Origin of the sequence: Bacillus sp. 16GRE42 (genome assembly GCF_019837435.1) — a bacterium.
Lineage (GTDB): Bacteria > Bacillota > Bacilli > Bacillales > Bacillaceae_G > Bacillus_A > Bacillus_A wiedmannii.
Map to the genome: position 1 here is coordinate 1,955,259 of NZ_JADAXF010000001.1, position 15,628 is coordinate 1,970,886.

The 15,628-nt window shown below is 36.0% G+C and carries 17 protein-coding genes, 2 tRNA genes and 1 pseudogene; 5 read left to right on the top strand and 15 right to left on the bottom strand.

The features are described 5' to 3' along the window. Positions 1-492 precede the first annotated feature (492 nt). Positions 493-1,107: a PH domain-containing protein gene (locus ILS93_RS10145; protein WP_000473874.1), complete on the top strand. Its 615-nt coding sequence runs from the start codon at positions 493-495 to the stop codon at positions 1,105-1,107. 94 nt (positions 1,108-1,201) lie between these two features. Here ILS93_RS10145 and ILS93_RS10150 read toward each other — a convergent pair whose 3' ends face one another. Beyond that, positions 1,202-1,402: a hypothetical protein gene (locus ILS93_RS10150; protein ID WP_000124457.1), complete on the bottom strand. Its 201-nt coding sequence runs from the start codon at positions 1,400-1,402 to the stop codon at positions 1,202-1,204. A 152-nt stretch (positions 1,403-1,554) separates the two neighbouring features. Between ILS93_RS10150 and ILS93_RS29190 the strand changes: the two are divergent. Further along, positions 1,555-1,647, top strand: a pseudogene (locus ILS93_RS29190) (DUF6572 domain-containing protein); the annotation flags it as partial. Positions 1,648-1,812: 165 nt separating this feature from the next. On the opposite strand, the gene ILS93_RS10155 reads toward ILS93_RS29190, so the two are convergent. From ILS93_RS10155 to ILS93_RS10190, 8 genes are all read right to left on the bottom strand, one after another. Next, positions 1,813-1,886, bottom strand: a tRNA-Arg gene (locus tag ILS93_RS10155). 1 nt (position 1,887) lies between these two features. After that, positions 1,888-1,961: transfer RNA gene (locus ILS93_RS10160), tRNA-Gly, on the bottom strand. 109 nt (positions 1,962-2,070) lie between these two features. Further along, on the bottom strand, positions 2,071-2,574 hold the full coding sequence (locus tag ILS93_RS10165; RefSeq protein WP_064474675.1) for a metallophosphoesterase: 504 nt from the start codon (positions 2,572-2,574) through the stop codon (positions 2,071-2,073). 13 nt (positions 2,575-2,587) lie between these two features. Then, positions 2,588-3,196: an XTP/dITP diphosphatase gene (locus ILS93_RS10170; protein WP_046956272.1), complete on the bottom strand. Its 609-nt coding sequence runs from the start codon at positions 3,194-3,196 to the stop codon at positions 2,588-2,590. Between the two features lie 11 nt (positions 3,197-3,207). Continuing rightward, positions 3,208-3,945: a ribonuclease PH gene (gene rph, locus ILS93_RS10175; protein ID WP_222660381.1), complete on the bottom strand. Its 738-nt coding sequence runs from the start codon at positions 3,943-3,945 to the stop codon at positions 3,208-3,210. A 128-nt stretch (positions 3,946-4,073) separates the two neighbouring features. Next, the gene (gene gerM / locus ILS93_RS10180) at positions 4,074-5,123 is read right to left on the bottom strand and encodes a spore germination protein GerM (protein WP_222660383.1); all 1,050 of its coding nucleotides are present in this window, start codon (positions 5,121-5,123) and stop codon (positions 4,074-4,076) included. A gap of 181 nt (positions 5,124-5,304) precedes the next feature. Then, complete coding sequence (gene racE / locus ILS93_RS10185; protein WP_000774000.1) at positions 5,305-6,114, bottom strand: glutamate racemase; 810 nt, start codon at positions 6,112-6,114, stop codon at positions 5,305-5,307. 209 nt (positions 6,115-6,323) lie between these two features. Then, positions 6,324-7,649: an MFS transporter gene (locus ILS93_RS10190; RefSeq protein WP_149173650.1), complete on the bottom strand. Its 1,326-nt coding sequence runs from the start codon at positions 7,647-7,649 to the stop codon at positions 6,324-6,326. Between the two features lie 370 nt (positions 7,650-8,019). Between ILS93_RS10190 and ILS93_RS10195 the strand changes: the two genes are divergently transcribed. After that, a complete protein-coding gene (locus tag ILS93_RS10195; protein ID WP_222660386.1) occupies positions 8,020-8,709 on the top strand; it encodes a type 1 glutamine amidotransferase domain-containing protein in 690 nt (229 codons plus the stop codon). 43 nt (positions 8,710-8,752) lie between these two features. Here the strand turns inward: ILS93_RS10195 and ILS93_RS10200 are convergent, their stop codons facing one another. The 5 genes from ILS93_RS10200 to ILS93_RS10220 form a co-directional block, all read right to left on the bottom strand. Further along, on the bottom strand, positions 8,753-9,391 hold the full coding sequence (locus ILS93_RS10200; protein WP_001233026.1) for a TetR/AcrR family transcriptional regulator: 639 nt from the start codon (positions 9,389-9,391) through the stop codon (positions 8,753-8,755). Positions 9,392-9,551: 160 nt separating this feature from the next. After that, positions 9,552-10,214: a type 1 glutamine amidotransferase domain-containing protein gene (locus ILS93_RS10205; RefSeq protein ID WP_222660388.1), complete on the bottom strand. Its 663-nt coding sequence runs from the start codon at positions 10,212-10,214 to the stop codon at positions 9,552-9,554. A gap of 107 nt (positions 10,215-10,321) precedes the next feature. Further along, complete coding sequence (gene gerE, locus ILS93_RS10210) at positions 10,322-10,546, bottom strand: spore germination transcription factor GerE (RefSeq protein WP_000659484.1); 225 nt, start codon at positions 10,544-10,546, stop codon at positions 10,322-10,324. A 165-nt stretch (positions 10,547-10,711) separates the two neighbouring features. Continuing rightward, positions 10,712-12,007 (bottom strand): purine/pyrimidine permease, encoded by a 1,296-nt coding sequence (locus tag ILS93_RS10215; RefSeq protein WP_222660390.1) that lies wholly within the window; start codon positions 12,005-12,007, stop codon positions 10,712-10,714. A 98-nt stretch (positions 12,008-12,105) separates the two neighbouring features. Beyond that, positions 12,106-13,347, bottom strand: a complete 1,242-nt coding sequence (locus tag ILS93_RS10220; RefSeq protein ID WP_098101645.1) for an amidohydrolase family protein — start codon at positions 13,345-13,347, stop codon at positions 12,106-12,108. A gap of 280 nt (positions 13,348-13,627) precedes the next feature. Here ILS93_RS10220 and ILS93_RS10225 point away from each other — a divergent pair, with 280 nt between their 5' ends. Further along, the gene (locus tag ILS93_RS10225; RefSeq protein WP_000044335.1) at positions 13,628-13,813 is read left to right on the top strand and encodes a PspC domain-containing protein; all 186 of its coding nucleotides are present in this window, start codon (positions 13,628-13,630) and stop codon (positions 13,811-13,813) included. 71 nt (positions 13,814-13,884) lie between these two features. Here the strand turns inward: ILS93_RS10225 and ILS93_RS10230 are convergent, their stop codons facing one another. Continuing rightward, complete coding sequence (locus tag ILS93_RS10230; protein WP_064474666.1) at positions 13,885-14,457, bottom strand: helix-turn-helix domain-containing protein; 573 nt, start codon at positions 14,455-14,457, stop codon at positions 13,885-13,887. A 100-nt stretch (positions 14,458-14,557) separates the two neighbouring features. Between ILS93_RS10230 and ILS93_RS10235 the strand changes: the two genes are divergently transcribed. Next, entirely contained in the window at positions 14,558-15,523 is a 966-nt protein-coding gene (locus tag ILS93_RS10235) for a DMT family transporter (protein WP_064474665.1), read from the top strand. Positions 15,524-15,628: the final 105 nt, after the last annotated feature.

The following is a 15,628-nucleotide window of genomic DNA, read 5'->3' on the forward strand; positions in this document are numbered from 1 at the left end:
TGGCAGTTTTTTTACTAAGCGATTAAATGTTTTACAACATCAACTACATACGTTAATTTCTCATACGCTACAAATCCAAAAGCAACTGTTAAACCCGTTACGATTAACCCTTTCATCATTTCTTCCTCCTCGTTTTATCGTTGTTACCTTCATTATAGAGGATTAGCAATTTGTTACCATCGAACTTCCTTACAGTTACCTTACAGAATTGTAAGATTTCAAAATGTATAGAAAAAAACCTCATATTATTTGAGAGGTTTTCACGGAATTTCTCTATAATTACTTACAAGATTAACTTTTTTCTCTTGATTTTTTTTCGGAGAATCCACTCTTAAACTGATAGATTTACTAAATAACTTAGAGTTGAAATAATTATTCGTTACTTTTCTTAACTTACCTTTAAAAATTTTCAATTATAAGAAAACACTTTATTGAAATCATGTTAATATATTTTTATACAATTAAGAATTTAATTTACAAGGGGGATTATATATGTTTAAGAAAATGGCTGCAGATGTATTAGGACTAAGCGATGTTGGTTCTGTCATCACACCGAAAGATTACGATAAAGTTGATGCTGATGATTACGTGATGCATGAAGATGGGGAGAAAATTTATTTTCTAATCAAATCAAAATCAGATGAATATTGTTTCACAAACAAAGGATTACTTCACCTAGATGGTACAAGCGCAACAAGTAAAAAACGTACACTACGCCGCTTTAGCTATAGTAAATATCAAATTAAAAATGTAGCACTTGAAACTGCGGGAACAATTGATTTAGATGTAGAAATTAAGTTTCAAATGGGAGATGAGCATTATTCAATTGATGTTCATAAAAAACATATCGAAGAATTAAAAGATTTATATAAGGCTTTACTTAAAATAGAAGAAATTTCATACGACAACGACATTACATTGCAGTATGCACATAAAAGTCTAGATATGGCATCTAACGCTTTCAGCCGTATTTCAAACGCACAAGTAAATTTAGCAGAACAATTTAAAGAAATGAACGAGATCGCCTTTAACTGGCTCGTTGATACGAAGAAACAATATAACGTGAAAGATTATGGTTTTGTCTTTGACAAATTTATTAATAACTAATTTAAAACAAACAAAAAACCTTGTTATCAAAAGATAACAAGGTTTTTTTAGCGTCCCAGGAGAGAGTTGAACTCCCACTCCGCTCATTTCTGTACTATTTTATATATTTTGATCGCAGTCTTAATATATCTTCTCCTTCACGAATGCCTGCCGATCCCTTCCTCACATTTTTTATGACAGTCCAATCTGGGTTAGTTTCATCACCGATGTTCTGTACTGTAAAGTTGCCATCACCATATTTCCGGTGACCTTCTGCCAATTTCTCCGTTAAATCATTCTCATTTGATCTCGCCATCTTTGCGCCATCTCCCTTTTTTATACAACCTTCTTAAACTGTCCAACCAATCACACGTCCAGTCAATTGGAGATTCTCGTTTTCCGCTTCTATTAATTGTAACACACTGTCGTGGATAAGTTCCGATAACAGCTGCTCAATCGTACTAGAATGGTAAAAAGTTTTATAACATTCTAAGTGAACAATTAGGAGAATATGGATATGGATTTAAGTTCCATCATAAGCCTATCGATTCTTTAAATTAAATATGAGGAACAGGGCGCATAAACGGCGCTCTTTTCTTAATGTACTTCAATCTGTAATATATAATAATTATCATATATTACGTTATGTTTTACACCTCTTGCACATACATCAATTTTTAAACAAACAAAAAACCTTGTTATCAAAAGATAACAAGGTTTTTTTAGCGTCCCAGGAGAGATTCGAACTCCCGACCGTACGCTTAGAAGGCGTATGCTCTATCCGGCTGAGCTACTGGGACATGGAGCGGGTGAAGAGAATCGAACTCTCGACCAGAGCTTGGAAGGCTCTTGTTTTACCACTAAACTACACCCGCATATGTTATTTTATTTTTCTTCGTTAGCGCTGTTGCCCTATCGACAATATTTATTATATGTATAACCATACATAAAGTCAACACCTTTTTTAAAAGAGGATAATTTTTCTTATCCTCTTTTAAAAACTGCTTGTTCAACTAGTTGTCCGTCTAATGTTTCAAAACGAACTTCCATTTGATTTTCATCCATTTCTAATAAAGCAAATGTCTTTTCTACACGCTGACGTGGCAATAAAATACTGCCTGGATTAATAAATAATACGCCGTCGATTAATTCTGCACCTAATACGTGAGAGTGTCCGAAGCATGCAACTTGCGCCCCTACCTCTTCTGCATGGTACGCTAATGTTTGTAATGTCATTTTCACGTTATGACGATGTCCGTGCACAACTACGAAACGAATGCCATCTACATCAGTTACAATTTCGTCTTGAAAGTTAGCATAATCACAGTTCCCTTTTACAACATGGAAACCTTGCAGCTCTTCATGAGCAGGCGTTAGCTCTGAATCACCGCAATGAATCATGATATCTACTTTTCCTTCATATTTCTCTTTCAACTGCTGTAATTCCTTCACGGAGCTATGACTATCGCTTACGATTAAAGCTTTCATCAATCTCTCTCCCTTATTCTCCTAAAAACCATTCAGGGATTTTTTCTTCTAACTTACGAAGAGCACGTCCACGGTGGCTAATGGCATTTTTCTCATCTGAACTTAGTTCCGCCATCGCTTTTTTATATTCTTCCACATAAAAAATCGGATCATATCCAAAGCCGTTTTCCCCGCGGCGCTGCTCTAAAATATACCCTTCGCACGTCCCGTTTACAATGACAGGCTTTTTATCACCTTCAGGGAAAGCCACTGCTAATGCACAGTAGAAACGAGCTTTACGCTTTTCAAACGCTATGTCATTTAATTCTTGTAACACTTTATCAATATTCGCTTGATCATCTTTCGGCTCTCCAGCAAAACGAGCTGAATACACGCCCGGTTTTCCATTTAAAGCATCTACAATAAGACCTGAATCATCCGCGATTACGATCGCATTCAGCTGTCTACTCAGACTATCCGCTTTTAAGATCGCATTTTCTTCAAATGTTTCACCAGTTTCTTCGACTTCTTCAATATGAGGAAAATCGTGTAATGATTTTACTTCTAAATCAAATCGCTCAAATAACTCAGCAAATTCACGTACTTTCCCCATATTTTTTGTCGCTACAACAACTTGTTTCATACTTTCCACCTCTACTCTATATGAGATACGATGTCACCTAACACTTCTTTTTGCATGTCAATCAGTTGGAAGATGCCTTGTTCCGCAGCATCAAGCAATTCATTTAACTGCGCTCTGCTAAACGTCGCTTCTTCTCCAGTTCCTTGCACTTCAACAAACTGGCCTTTTCCAGTCATAATCACGTTCATATCAACGTCTGCTTTAGAATCTTCTACGTAGTTTAAATCTAAAACAACACCTTGCTCTTCAACAATCCCTACTGACGTTGCTGCTAAATAATCTTTTACTGGAATTTTAGATACTTTTTCTGCTTGTAATAACTTCTCAAACGCTAATACCATTGCTACATATGCACCTGTAATAGAAGCAGTTCTCGTTCCACCATCCGCTTGAATAACATCACAATCAATCCAAACCGTTCTCTCACCAAGTGCTTCTAAGTCAACTACCGCACGTAATGCTCGTCCAATTAAGCGCTGGATTTCCATTGTACGTCCTGTTACTTTCCCTTTACTTGATTCCCTAATTGTACGTTGTTCTGTTGCACGTGGAATCATCGCATATTCAGCTGTTACCCAGCCCTTTCCTTCTCCACGCATAAACGGTGGGACACGCTCTTCAATTGTCGCTGAGCAAATTACCTTTGTATCCCCAACCTCAATTAATACTGATCCCTCTGGATTTTTTAAATAATTCGTATGAATATGTATATGGCGTAATTCTGTTTTCTCTCTACCATCTACTCGCATAAAAATAACCTCCTCATAACTACTTGTTAGTATAGCCAAATTTAAATGTATGATATGTATACAATAAAAGAAGAGGAACCCAAAAAGCAATTCCCCTTTCTTACTTAAGTATATCAAATTATTGAAGATTAAAAACTACCTGTATTCACGTTTTCTGGACGATCGACAGGTTTTATTAACTTTCCGCCCTTTTCATCTATAAGATTCGCTTTACCATTTACTTCAATAGAAACACTTTTCACGCCTTTCTTTTCTGTTAAAGATAAAACTAACGACTTCAACACGTAATTTGAAACCATATTTTTATCTGGGTTTATAAATATATTTTCATTAAAGTTTAATGTAAGATTTCCATCTTGTAACTTCGGATTCGTAATCAACTTAACTCCTGGATTAAAATCATTCAGAAGCGCTTGATGAATCGGTCCTTTTACAAGTTCATCTATAATTGCTGCATAATCACTTTCTTTCCCTTCTACAACGCGGCGTGTTACTGGCACGTAGTATTGCTGTTTATTATTATTTTGTGCCATAAAATAAAGTGTAACTGGTTTTGTATTTGTTACATCCGCTACTTGTTCATCATCGAAGTTGATACCATTAGCACGGCTCACCCCTTCACCAAGCGGTGTACCACCAACAGGCATCTTCGCCAATTTCTCACCATTTATTTGGAACTGCACTTGTTTTATTTCTTTAAATTGCGTCAACGTCCACGCTATTGACTCAACCATTTGACGCTCTTCTTCTTTTGCATAGTTTTTCATTTCTTTAGAAAAATCAATGACTGCCGTCCCATCTTTTTTCAAATTTAAGGTCATCGATGTATTCGCTGGAATGACTGCACGGAACCCATTCGGTAATAAATTCGTTACCGGTCCATCTTTCACAAGGTACTCTAACGTTTGCTGAATGACCTCATTCGCTTTCGGAGTAGGTATAGCTAACGTTTGCGGTACAACATAACCATTTTTATCAACAAGGTATAGTTCTCTATTCACCGTTTGTCCTTGCTTATCTTTCTTAGCTACTTCTTTCTTTCCACCCTCTGTATACGTAACTTGTTTTGGCGGATCAATTTGTTCCGTTGCTTTCTCCTGACTTATAAAGCCACACCCTGTTAGTAAAACAGCGCTCACAGTAGCACCAACAACCCATTTAAAAGTGGATTTAGGCATGCCATTCCCCCCTAAAATCTAAGTTTGTACTATTATGTATACGAGCTGTTTCATGATTTAGAACTAGCTATACTTCTTATAAAGTGAAACTTTAATCAATGGTGGTCTTACTACCCGGCAAATAGCGGGATAAACAAAAAACTCCCGATTTCTCAGGAGCTCACTTATATGGATTCTACTATTATTCTTTTTCTAAATGAATATGTTTCACATTTTCAATCGGTTGACCGAACCATTTTGATGCAATTTCTTTAAATAGGCCTATTTTTCCTGTCGTTAAGAAGAGATGATCACTTTGTTCCTCTCCCTCATTCAACATTTTACTATGGTATAAAATTGTACTTACTTCGCGCGCTGTTTCATCACCTGAACTAATTAGTTGTACTTTATCTCCCATTACTTTTTTAATAACAGGACCTAAAATTGGATAATGTGTACAACCTAAAATAAGTGTATCAATATCAGTATTTTTCAGCGGTTGCAACGTTTCTCGTACAACTTCATACGCCATTTCACTTTCAAAATTTCCACTCTCTACAAGCTCAACGAAAGGCGGACACGCTAAACTTTCTACCATAACACGGTTATTAATAGACTTTAGCGCTTCTTCGTATGCACCACTTTTCACCGTTCCAATCGTTCCAATAATCCCAACATGATACGTGTTTGTCACTTTTAAAGCTGTACGTGATCCTGGGTGAATAACTCCTACCACTGGAATTGGTAATTGTTTCTGCATCTCTTCTAATACAACCGCAGTTGCTGTATTACACGCAATAACTAACATTTTGATATTTAAATCTAGTAAATGCTCCGTCATTTCCCACGTAAATTGACGCACTTCTTCTCGAGAACGTGGACCATAAGGGCAACGTGCTGTATCCCCTAAATATATAATGCGCTCTTTCGGCAACTGACGAATTAATTCCTTCGCTACTGTTAAACCACCAACTCCTGAATCGATAACACCGATTGCTCTATTCAACTTCATCACCCGTTTTCTCATTCATCATCTTATTTTATCATTATATTTTACACACTTTAAGTTCGCTCACTTAAACTGCTTCTGTATGAAAATTTTCATTTGTACCTGTATAGACTAGGACTTTTTTATTTTGCTCCTTTTTTTCATAATTTGCAAGACAGAAAAATAACCGACCTTCTATATGAAAGTCGGTTTCTTCTATATAAAGTACATATTTATCGCTCCATCTTTTTTTGGAAAGAAGACATTCCTATTAATAAGAAGAAATGAGCAGAGATTAAAATGACGATTAAAATAAAATTCAAACGATAACTATTTGTAGATTCCATAATTTTGCTTGCTACAGCTGGTCCAAATGCCATACCGAAAAAGTTAATTAAATTATATAAACCAAGACCGACTCCAACTTTAGCTGGATGTAATGTTTTCGGTATAAATGTGTTTACTGATACTTGAATGGCTGAATAACTCATAAACGTTAAAATAATCGCCAACACAATAACGACTATGTTCCCGTTTGGAATAATCCCTAAAATTAAAAAGCCAACGATCATAATGACAGACGCTACATAAATCATATTCACATTTCCAAACGAAGGGACAATCTTTCCAGTAATAAAACTAGATACAATACCAAAAAGTGATGCAACAAACAAAACAATTCCGATAACAAATGGAGACAATCCGTGCTCTCTACCTAACAGCAATGGTAATAATAATAAACTAGCACATAGCGCCACATTCATTATAAATCCGACCGCTATTAAACGAAGAAATGGTTTATTTGTAAACAACTCAATATCAATAAATGGATGCTCCGCGTTCTTCATACGAACCGTGAATAAAAATAAGAAAGCTACCGATAACATAAATAGCCAACTATTAATATTTACACCTAATAAAACAGTCGTAATGAACGCAAATAATAACACCGCTCCAATGTAATCAAAATGAAACGCTCCATCCGTATGCTGCGCCTCTTCTGGCATAAATTTCATAAGCAAGAAAATCCCAACTACTGAAATAACCATAAATAAAAATAAATATGGCCACCCCAATGTATTTGTAATAGCCCCGCCAACTAAAGGACCAACACCTATTGCTAATGCAATAGAAGAACTAATCATCGCTAACGCACCAGGCTTCTTATCAGGAACAACTAATTTTGCCACTGCAATCATACTAAGCGCAATAAACGCCGCGCCCCCACTTGCCTGCACTAATCTTGCAAGAATGGTAATCGCATAAGATTGATTCATAAATCCAATAATAGAACCCGCTACAAATATGATAATTGAAATAATTAATAGTTTTTTTACACTATAACGATCAGCCAACTTCCCGTAGATCATCGAACCAATACCGACAACTAACGAATACCCTACTACAACCCAACTTACTTTCGATTGGCTAATGGATAAATCATTCGCAATATCCTCTAAAGCTACATTAAATAACACCGCATTCATCGGTCCTAATAAAACGATAAAACATAATGTGAAAACAAACCATTTTGAATGGTTGCTTATAACTTTCCCCATGTGTAACACCTCTCCTGATTGTAATAATTCTAAATGAAAAATAAAGTTGTTTAGCTCTGCTATCACTATTAAACAACTTCATCAAATGTATACATGTATCGCGCGACAAACTGAATTCGAAACGAAACATGTACGTTGTTCGATATTCATGGAACTATCATAGTTTCAGCATTACACTTTGTCAACGAAAAACATACAAAGTGAACTGATTTAGTGTTTTTAGTTTACTTTGTTCAAAAATTATTATACACTAATTTCGAATCCGATATAAGGAGGACTGACATGGTTATTCAAATTTGCAATTTCTAACTTAATAAAATCAAGTAAATAAAGAATTTTTATATAGAAGAAACATTACAGGAGGATTATGATGAAGAAAAAAATGTTAGTTGTATTAACGAGCGTAGAAAAATATCCAACTTTAAATAGAGCGACTGGGCTTTGGCTCGGTGAAGCTGTCCATTTCGTTAAAAAAGTAGAAGACGCTGGTTACGAAGTAGATTATGTCAGCCCACAAGGCGGCTATACACCGATTGATCCGCATAGTTTAGCAATGGCGGAGAGCGTCGATTTGGAATGGTATCAAAAGAAAGAATTTATGAATCGTCTCGGTTCTACAATGAAACCGAGTGAAGTGAATCCAGCAGACTACGCTGCGATTTATTACGCAGGCGGTCACGGTGTAATTTGGGACTTCCCAGAAAATAAAGAACTTCAAATGATTAGCCGCAACATTTATGAAAATGGCGGAATCGTCTCCTCTGTTTGTCACGGAGCTGCTGGTTTATTTCATATCACATTAAATAATGGGGAACGCTTAATTAGTGGTAAAAAAGTAACAGGATTCTCAAATGAAGAAGAAAAACTAGTTGAATTGGATCAATTCGTTCCATTTTTAACAGAAGATGAACTCATTAAAAATGGAGGGCTTTACGAAAAAGCCGCGCAACCTTGGGAAGCTTACGCTGTAGAAGATAATCGTGTTATAACTGGTCAAAACCCAGCTTCAGGTGGTCCAGTAGCTGAATTAGTATTACAACACATAAAAAATAACATGTAATAAAAAAAGCAGGTTTTCCATTACTATAGGAAAACCTGCTTTTTTACGAAATCATTTGCAAAATAGCAATAACTTCTTTTTCAATTTCCGAATCATCAATTGCTTCTATATACTCTGGTTTAAAAAGTTGGTACTTCTTTAGTTGATAAAAATCAAGTATCGCTTTCTTTAACGTAATATCGTACTGAATACAAAAAGAATGATCTATAATACGTCTTAACATCACATCATCTTGCACCATAAATAATTGTGCGTTCATTTTATTAAAGTAGCCTTGTTCCATACCCGCTTCAAAAAACATTTGCAAATTATGATTACGATTTTGTTGTGCAGCAACTAACCGATCAGATAAGTGCGGATATGCCTCTTTCAAATCTTGTAAAAAGACATCAGAAATATATGTCACACACTTTAAAGAATGGATAAACGTCTTTTGGAAACGTTCTGCAAAAGACATACTTTCATCTTGATTATCCGCATCTCCTTCAAGAAGGTAGTTCATAAAATCTTCTACCACAGCTTCAATAATCTCATCTTTTGAAGAAAAACGTTTATATAAAGTAGCTTTACTAATATCCATATACTTCGCAATTTCATCTATTTTCAATTGGCTAAAACTCGTTTTTCTAATAACGGGCTTTATTTTATTAATATAAGTGTTTGCACACGCAACTTTTCTCATTAAAAGAGCCTCCCCTTTTGTCCATACAAAATAGTATAGCAAATTCACGATTAATTATAAATGAAGTCATTATACTCAATACATCTTTTTAGTTTAAGGTATTTTTCATTTGCACTATAGAAAAAATGCCCGCTACCTTTATTAGTAGCGAGCATTTTTTCTATAATTTATTTACAGCTCTTCTTATAGCTTTCCCTATTTCCATACTAGACTGCGGGTTTTGCCCTGTAATTAAATGTCCATCTACTACTACATGCGGTGTGAAATTTGGAGCAACATAAAACAAAGCCCCTTCTTCTTTCAATTTACTTTCTAATAAAAACGGCACTCGCTTTTCTAAATGTACAGCTTTTTCCTCATCATTCGTATAACCTGTTAAACGCTTACCGGCACTAAAAAACGAGCCATCCTTATTTTTCACACCGACTAAAGAACTTACTCCGTGACAAACAGCCGCTACAATTCTGTTATTGTTATACATATTCTCAATTAAATTTGCAACATATGGATTACCCGGAAAATCTACAATCGCCCCGTACCCACCACCAAATAAAACTGCATCATAATCCGAAAAATGAACATTTGAGATCGGCTTCGTATTTTGCAATAAAGAAGCGACATACTTAAATTCACGAGGTATGCCATTTGGAATAGACACTCTATCAATAGGTACTTTACCGCCCTTTATCGACACAATATCAACATCGAACTTAGCCTTTTTAAATACATTATAAGGAGCTGCGAGCTCTTCCAACCACAAACCAGTCGGGTGTCCATTCATATCATGAGCGCTTGTTGAAACTAACAATATCCTTTTCAACATATCCCCTCCTTACTACCTATTTATGTATGGAGTGTTCTTATCATTCATATAGAACATGAAACAGGCAGAAAAATAGCCGACTCTTCATATAAAAGTCGGCTTTCTTTTTATAGTTCGAGCTCTCCCATGCGAAGAAGCTCAACAACTGCTTGTGAACGTCCTTTAACTCCTAGCTTTTGCATTGCGTTTGAGATGTGGTTGCGTACTGTTTTTTCACTGATAAAAAGTTCACCTGCAATTTCCTTCGTTGTTTTATCTTGAACCAGTAATTCAAATACTTCTCTCTCTCTTTTTGTGAGTAACGGTTTAGATTGATACGCTTTTTCCTTCAACTGGTATAACCCTCCTTGCTTAAGCCAGAGCCGTGTATGTGTAAGTTGGGTGTTTATTTAGTCAAGATATTGTATGAACGAAATGTGCGGGTGGTGAATGAAAATGGGCTTTATTTCACATGTTATTTTAGACTTTTATACAGTGCACACACTCTTTGTATCCACTCACTTTCCAATACGCCATATTTGTTCTAGTAATATACTGACAACTGTACCTACGAACAATCCATTTCCGAATATATATTGCATAACAGACGGCAAGGTTTGAAGTGCTCCAGACGGTAAAAACATAACACCGCTTCCAAATAATACAGCAACTCCTAAAATCGTTACATTCCGTTCGCTCATTGGCACTTGTTTTATATTATGAAAACCAATTCCAATTAGCTGTACGAACGAAGCCATTAAAACCGCAGATGCGACAGCGGATGGCAACGATGCTAAGTAACGAATAATACTTGGAAACAGTGACATTACGACTAGTAACATACATGCTAGTAAGAATGATCGTATATACTTTTGTTTCGTTAAACGTATAAATCCTGCCGTTGCTGGTAATGGTACGACACCTACAGTTGAAAATACAGAAGAAATGATATGTGAAATTCCTCCAACCCACGTACCATCCTTCAACTGTTTCTGTTCAATAGTCCCTTTTTGAATAGTAGCTTGATTAATTGCTATAATTGCTGCCACTGTATTTGAAACTAAAATACATACCATAACGAAACTTGATACAGCCATACCTGTATTCCACTTTGGAAGTCCCCAAGCAAATATTTGCGGAAGTTGCACAAAATGAGTTACTTGAGATGGAATCGTAACTTTTCCTGCAATGAGAAAAAGAATCCACCCACTAATTAATCCTATTAAAACTGCATAACTTTTGACAAAACCTTTTCCAAAATTAGATAGTATAATAACGAACAAAAATATACTAAACGCGATTATCGCTGTAAATCCATCGATTTGAGAAACGGTAGCAGTAATTCCTAGCATTCCTTTTAGAAATACACCGCTTAATTGTAAACATAATAAAAGTAAAAACGTCCCTGTCACAAGCGGCGTGAATAAAAATAAAATACGTCCGATAAAACCAGTTACTCCTAATCCTATTAAAACAACACCGGAAATTATCATTCCTAATTCTAAAATTTGCAACGTACTATGTAATTGATCTTGTCCGACAGTTGCGTAAGCAAGTACGGTAAATACGCCAACCCAAGATCCAGCTGGGCCATCCGCAATCGGTAGTCTATGTCCAAACCACCCTTGTAAAAAAGAAGATATACCAACTACAAAAAACGTACGCTGCATTAAATAAAATATTTCTTCCGTCGTAAGATGAAATAATCCGCCAACGACAATTGGTAGTGCGATTGAATTCGCTAATAAAAATATAAACCATTGCAAAGTTCCCATAATATGATTTTGGTTATGTTGATTGTCCAAATTTTTCATCCTTTCTAGCTTCCCTATAAGAAATATATTGCAAGCATAACAAAGAAGGGTTCTACACTCACAATTAGAACCCTCCCCTAAACATTCAAACGATTCTTTTACACAAGATTATTTAATTCCACCTCATTTAAACTTCCAACAACAATATTCCCTTTATGCACGACTAAACGTTTCTCTGTTTGACGCGCTACCGCTTCAGCAGTACATGTTGCATTCGTCAAAACAAAACTCGCTTCATCTCCTACATTCGGCCATGCTCGCTTCCCTTCATTGTTTAACGTTTCTTTTCCTCCCGTAATAAAGCGAAGGGCTTTTCCTAAAGACCTTTCGTCACTCCAGCCAAAACGTTCCGCTAATCGATTTGCCTTTTGCAGCATATCACCTGTGCCAAACGGTGACCAATGATCAGTAATACTATCATTTCCTAATGAAACTTTCACACCTTTTTTATCTAATAACGGAATTGGGATTACTTGTTTCCCAATTGGCACCGTTGAAGTAATATCAATGTTTAAAGCAGCTAGTCTTTCCGCCACTTCTTCAACTTCTTTATCCGTAACACCACCAAGTCCAAGCGCATGACTAATTGTTACGCGACCTTGCCATCCCGCTTCTTCTGTTAAACTTGCCAATCGCTTCATCGTAAACGTCCCAAGATTATTCGCATCATGCAGATGAATATCAACATCCGCATTAAATTCTACTGCGATATCCATAATGGTATGTAATGATTTTTCAATATCATTATCCACTGTAGCTGGATCCACTCCACCGACTAGGTGCGCACCCATACGCATCGCATCTTTCACAAGTTGCACAGAATTGCTGCGCAATAATCCATGTTGCGGAAAAGCAACAATTCTACCAGAAACCTGATTTTTATATGTTTCCAACGCCGCTAACGTCGCCTCCAAATTACCAAGTCCAATAATCGGATCAACATTACAATGCGTTCTTATATTCGTTGCACCATTTCGAAGCAATAACGCTAACATATTTTCTGCCCTATCTTGAGCAGTTGCTAATTGCTTCGGCAAAATTTTTTCTTCTTCATGAAAACGTGTGAAAATATTCTCTGCTGGCATACATGCTTTCCAAGGGCCACTATAATACGTCTTATCAATATGAATATGCATCTCTTCGAAAGCAGGCAAAATCAATAAACGATTAGCATCAAGAATTAGTACCTCTTCCTCTTGAACAGCCCCCGCTATCATTTTTTTAATTCGTCCGTCTTCAATGAGTAAACTACATAACTCTGTTTCTGTTCGGGAAATTCTTCCCTCTTCATATGTATACCCCGATTCAAGCATTACATTAGTCAACCAATATACTGTCATCTCTATTTCCCCCACCCTTTATTAAAAGTTACCTTATATCCCTTACTATAATTGTAATATCAACTGAAAATTAAGACAATTAATACGACTGTTCCCTAAAAAAAATGTCATACAACCTCATAGTGTTCTCATAAATTTCCATATAGAATAGAAGTATATAGTTTGCTATAAAGTAAAACTTTGATTAGTGGGGGTTTTGTTCATCCCCCACTGATCATTAGTTGAACCAATCGGGCTTTAACGGGCAGTTAAAGCGGGATAAAAAGGAGTGGATTGGAAGATGTCAAAAAGATTATGTAAATCCGAAACTGATAAAATGCTATTTGGTATATGCGGTGGTTTAGGGGAATATTTTGATATTAGCTCTACTCTCATTCGCATACTTTGGGTCATTGCTATTTTATGTTTTGGGACGGGGTTTTTAGTTTATTTTATTTGTTTATTACTTATGCCACGCTCTTACTAATAACATTTTTTCATATATTTGAGCATAGCGTACAAAAAATCCCCCTATAGATTTTTCTATAGGGAATTTTTTCATGAAGAATATTTCATCGTTAAATGTAATACTGCTACTTCATCTTCTTCATTTCTATAACTATGTTTCTTATTCGCTTCAAATTGAATAGAGTCAAACTCATTTAATTCGTATACATCGCTTTCTACTTGAATCCATACTTTCCCTTTCATTACCGTTACAAGCTCAATAGCACCTTCATGATGAGCTTCTGGTTCATATATACTATTCGACCTTAAACAAGCACGGTGCATTTCCATCCCCGTTTCTTTCGTATAACGGAACATCGTTTCTAAGTGCCATGCTTGTCCTACATCTACTGCAAATCCTTCTCCACAGCGCGCCACAGCTACAGGTTCTCCAACAACCATCAATCTCGATAAAGGAATCGATAACCCTTTCGTTATTTTCCAAATGACAGCTAACGTTGGATTCGTTTCGCCTCTTTCAATCTTTCCTAATGTTAATTTACTAACTCCTGTTTTTTGAGCTAATTCTTCTAAACTTAATTTTTGTTCATTTCGAATTTGTCTTAACAGCTGACCTACTTGCTGAATGACTTCTTTCGTTTGCATATCTTCATATTCTTTCATCTATAAAACCACCTTAAAGTATAAAATAGTTTACTTTTATTATTTTTAAGTATATTATACTATACATAATCATCAAATCCCGAAAGGAGTGCTATACTTCATGCGCGCAATTTTATTAGGCCTTTTATCATCAGCCTTTTTTTCCGCAACCTTTATTATTAATCGAGCGATGAATGTATCTGGAACGAGCTGGGCCTGGACAGCTTCCTTCCGTTTTTTATTTGCTCTCCCTATTTTATTCCTTATCGTTTTATTTCGCAAAAACTTAAGAGGTTTATGGGAAGAATTAAAGAAACATCCATTAGCGTGGATTGGATGGGGGTCTGTTGCTGGTATTGGTTTCTATTCTTTATTAAGTTTCGCAGCTGTCTTTTCTCCAGCTTGGCTCGTTGCTGGAACTTGGCAAGTTACTATATTAGCAGGGCTACTTTTATCACCGTTATTCTTCGTTAAAATAGAAACGAAATCAGGCACAAAACTTGTACGCGGAAAAATTCCACTTCGTAGTTTATATGTCGCATTATTTATTTTACTTGGTGTAATTTGTATGCAAGCAACTGCAGCAGGTCATATTACAATGACTCAGTTCATTTCAGGTTTTTTACCTGTCGTAGTAGCAGCCTTCTTATATCCATTCGGCAACCGAAAAATGATGGAACTTGTTGGTGGACGTCTTGATACGTTCCAACGTGTATTAGGAATGGCAATAGGAAGTCTACCTATAACAATTTTACTTGGTATATACGGATTTTCTACTACTGGTATTCCAACATCCAGCCAAATGTTGCAAGGATTTTTATTAGCATTATGTTCTGGTGTAATTGCAACGATGACATTTTTCTTTGCTACTGACTTAGCCAAAGATAACTTCGCTCTACTTGGAGCTGTTGAAGCAACGCAAGCTGGAACGATGGTCTTTACCGTGCTTGGCGAAATTGTTTTCTTGAATGGTTCATTTCCTGGTGGTCTTTCCCTACTTGGAATGATTATTATTATGTTAGGAATGGTTGCAAATAGCGTTTTAAACCGTTCTGCTCCAGTCGTTAAGCAGAAAAAAACTGCATAAAAAAGAGTATAGTTCTCTAACAAAGAACTATACTCTTTTTTTATTGTCCTCCTATTTCGCCTTATCAGAATAGTATTTCATTAGCTGTTTATACTAAAACCTATG

Excerpts from the sequence above, each read along its gene's own strand:
- ILS93_RS10145 (WP_000473874.1), top strand. The coding sequence starts at position 493 with ATGTTTAAGAAAATGGCTGCAGATGTATTAGGACTAAGCGATGTTGGT.
- ILS93_RS10150 (WP_000124457.1), bottom strand. The coding sequence starts at position 1,402 with ATGGCGAGATCAAATGAGAATGATTTAACGGAGAAATTGGCAGAAGGT.
- ILS93_RS10165 (WP_064474675.1), bottom strand. The coding sequence starts at position 2,574 with ATGAAAGCTTTAATCGTAAGCGATAGTCATAGCTCCGTGAAGGAATTA.
- ILS93_RS10170 (WP_046956272.1), bottom strand. The coding sequence starts at position 3,196 with ATGAAACAAGTTGTTGTAGCGACAAAAAATATGGGGAAAGTACGTGAA.
- rph (WP_222660381.1), bottom strand. The coding sequence starts at position 3,945 with ATGCGAGTAGATGGTAGAGAGAAAACAGAATTACGCCATATACATATT.
- gerM (WP_222660383.1), bottom strand. The coding sequence starts at position 5,123 with ATGCCTAAATCCACTTTTAAATGGGTTGTTGGTGCTACTGTGAGCGCT.
- racE (WP_000774000.1), bottom strand. The coding sequence starts at position 6,114 with ATGAAGTTGAATAGAGCAATCGGTGTTATCGATTCAGGAGTTGGTGGT.
- ILS93_RS10190 (WP_149173650.1), bottom strand. The coding sequence starts at position 7,649 with ATGGGGAAAGTTATAAGCAACCATTCAAAATGGTTTGTTTTCACATTA.
- ILS93_RS10195 (WP_222660386.1), top strand. The coding sequence starts at position 8,020 with ATGAAGAAAAAAATGTTAGTTGTATTAACGAGCGTAGAAAAATATCCA.
- ILS93_RS10200 (WP_001233026.1), bottom strand. The coding sequence starts at position 9,391 with ATGAGAAAAGTTGCGTGTGCAAACACTTATATTAATAAAATAAAGCCC.
- ILS93_RS10205 (WP_222660388.1), bottom strand. The coding sequence starts at position 10,214 with ATGTTGAAAAGGATATTGTTAGTTTCAACAAGCGCTCATGATATGAAT.
- ILS93_RS10215 (WP_222660390.1), bottom strand. The coding sequence starts at position 12,007 with ATGAAAAATTTGGACAATCAACATAACCAAAATCATATTATGGGAACT.
- ILS93_RS10220 (WP_098101645.1), bottom strand. The coding sequence starts at position 13,347 with ATGACAGTATATTGGTTGACTAATGTAATGCTTGAATCGGGGTATACA.
- ILS93_RS10225 (WP_000044335.1), top strand. The coding sequence starts at position 13,628 with ATGTCAAAAAGATTATGTAAATCCGAAACTGATAAAATGCTATTTGGT.
- ILS93_RS10230 (WP_064474666.1), bottom strand. The coding sequence starts at position 14,457 with ATGAAAGAATATGAAGATATGCAAACGAAAGAAGTCATTCAGCAAGTA.
- ILS93_RS10235 (WP_064474665.1), top strand. The coding sequence starts at position 14,558 with ATGCGCGCAATTTTATTAGGCCTTTTATCATCAGCCTTTTTTTCCGCA.